The 2,300-nt window shown below is 72.6% G+C and carries 2 protein-coding genes and 2 tRNA genes; 2 read left to right on the top strand and 2 right to left on the bottom strand.

Translation table 11 applies throughout. The annotated features are described in order from the left end of the window. Both TR48_RS03715 and TR48_RS03710 read right to left on the bottom strand, forming a co-directional pair. The coding region (locus TR48_RS03715) for an aminotransferase class IV (protein ID WP_063770897.1) at window positions 1-637 on the bottom strand (637 nt) is incomplete at its 3' end. A 220-nt stretch (window positions 638-857) separates the two neighbouring features. Continuing rightward, complete coding sequence (locus TR48_RS03710; RefSeq protein WP_042364367.1) at window positions 858-1,871, bottom strand: chorismate-binding protein; 1,014 nt, start codon at window positions 1,869-1,871, stop codon at window positions 858-860. Window positions 1,872-2,121: 250 nt separating this feature from the next. Here TR48_RS03710 and TR48_RS03705 point away from each other — a divergent pair. Beyond that, window positions 2,122-2,194: transfer RNA gene (locus tag TR48_RS03705), tRNA-Gly, on the top strand. Between the two features lie 31 nt (window positions 2,195-2,225). Continuing rightward, a tRNA-Cys gene (locus TR48_RS03700) sits at window positions 2,226-2,299 on the top strand. Window position 2,300: the final 1 nt, after the last annotated feature.

Genomic DNA, 2,300 nt, shown 5'->3' with positions numbered 1-2,300 from the left:
CCGGGTCGGTCCACTCCAGCACGAGCGCGCGGGTGATGCCGGCGAGGCAGCCGGAGCTCAGCGGCGGGGTGAGCAGGCGGCCGCCGAGGACGACGAAGACGTTGGAACCGGTGCCCTCGCAGAGCATGCCCCCGGTGTTGGCGAGCAGCGCCTCGCTCGCGCCGTGCTGGTGGGCGCGGGCCAGCGCGACGACGTTCTCCGCGTACGAGGTGGTCTTCAGACCTGTGGTCGCACCGCGCTCGTTGCGGGTCCACGGGACGGTGACGACGGCCGCGGTGTCCGGGCGCCGCGGCGTCGCCCCGACGGCGACGATGAGCGTGGCCGCGGCGTCGCCCCGGTCCGAGCCGAGCGGCGCGACGCCGCCGGTGTAGGTGATGCGGAGCCGCCCCAGCTCGACCGGGTTGGCCTCCAGCACGGCCGCGCAGGCCCGCGCGACCTCGTCCCGGTCGGGCGCGGGCAGCCCGAGGCCGCTCGCCGAACGCTCCAGCCGGTCGAGGTGCCGCCGCAGCGCGAAGGCCCGCCCGTCGACGGCCTTGACGGTCTCGAAGACACCGTCGCCGACGGTCATCCCGTGGTCGAGCACGGAGACGGTCGCCTCACCGGCGTCCGCCAGGGCTCCGTTGACCCAGATCCGCACGGTCGCTCTCCTCGCTGTGAGCCGGGCACCTCGCTGCACCCGATCTTAGTGGGCCAGGTGCGGCCACCTCAGGGGCGCGGGGAACTGCGCGAGAAACCGCCCGGTGCAGATGGCCCTGCACGTTCAGGACCATCCGCCGGCCGGTGGCTTGTCGCGCCTACGCGGCAGAGCCGCACGTCGGCAGAGCCCCGCGCTCCCGCACAGCGCAGCTACTGCGCAGTTACTGCGCCGATGCCACCTCGAGCAGCCGGGATGCCTTGAGTTCCGTCTCGTCCCATTCGCGGTCCGGGTCCGAACCCCAGGTGATGCCCGCGCCGGTGCCGAAGCGGACCGTCGCGGCGGTCCCGTCCCGCTCGACCCAGAACGTGCGGATGCCCACGGCGAGTTCGCCGACGCCGCGGTCCGCGTCGACCCAGCCGACCGCACCGCAGTAGGGACCGCGCGGCACGTTCTCCAGGGCTTCGATGATCCGCAGTGCGCTGCTCTTGGGTGCGCCGGTGACCGAGCCGGGCGGGAACGTCGCGTCGAGGAGGGCCGGCCAGCCCGCGCCCGCGCGGAGCTCGCCCCGCACGGTCGAGACCAGGTGGACCAGGCCGGGGTGCTTCTCGACCGCGCACAGGTCCGGCACGGACACGCTGCCCGCCGCGCACACGCGCGACAGGTCGTTGCGGACCAGATCGACGATCATGACGTTCTCCGCGAAGTCCTTCTCCAGCAGGTCGGCCTCGGTCCGGCCGGTGCCCTTGATCGGGCCGGAGAGGACGACCTCGCGCTCGCGGCGCAGGAACAGCTCCGGGGAGGCGGTCGCCACCTCGACGCCGTGGTCGGGGAGGCGGACCGTGCCCGCGTAGGGCGCGGGGTTGCCGTGGGCCAGACGGGACGTCAGCGCGTCCACGTCCGCGCGGGCGGGGTCCGGCAGGGGTGCGCGCAGGACCCGGCAGAGGTTCGCCTGGTAGACCTCGCCCGCGGCGATGTGCTCGCGGATGCGGCGGACGCCGGCCGTGTACGCGTCGCGGTCGAGCGAACTGCGCCACGCGGAGCGGTCGGGGCCGAGCCAGCCGTCGGGATCGGTCAGCGGAAACGATTCCTCCGCCCGCACGTCCGCGAACCGTGCGCAGGTGATCCGGCCCTCGAAATCAGCGACGACCGCCCAGAAACCACCGCCGTCCAGAACCGCCGGATCATCACTGACCTCGCGCAGCCCGGTCGCGACCCGGCCGGCGAAGCGGGCCATGGCATCGGTGGGGCGAGCTGGCTGGGTCACGGTGGTTCCGACTCCTGTGCGATTACGGCGGTGCCGGAAGTCTAGGCCCGATCCGCACGACAGGCCTCGGGTCTCCGCAGGCCGGAGCACCCCTGGCCAGGGGCACCGGTGCGGCATGCAGGGGATACGGAATTTGAGCTGGGCCCGGAATCCGCTAGAGTTCAACACGTCGCCGGGACGCGGACCGCAAGAAAAAAGCGGGAGGCCGAACGGAGATCACGCGGACGTGGCTCAGTTGGTAGAGCATCACCTTGCCAAGGTGAGGGTCGCGGGTTCGAATCCCGTCGTCCGCTCTGAGTGGGGGGTCTTCATCGGCCCCTCCTCGGTGGAGTGGCCGAGAGGCGAGGCAACGGCCTGCAAAGCCGTGTACACGGGTTCAAATCCCGTCTCCACCTCCAT

Origin of the sequence: Streptacidiphilus neutrinimicus (genome assembly GCF_000787815.1) — a bacterium.
Classification (GTDB): Bacteria; Actinomycetota; Actinomycetes; order Streptomycetales; family Streptomycetaceae; genus Streptacidiphilus; species Streptacidiphilus neutrinimicus.
This window is presented reverse-complemented; position numbering and strand designations above follow the sequence as displayed.

Excerpts from the sequence above, each read along its gene's own strand:
- TR48_RS03710 (WP_042364367.1), bottom strand. The coding sequence starts at position 1,871 with ATGGCCCGCTTCGCCGGCCGGGTCGCGACCGGGCTGCGCGAGGTCAGT.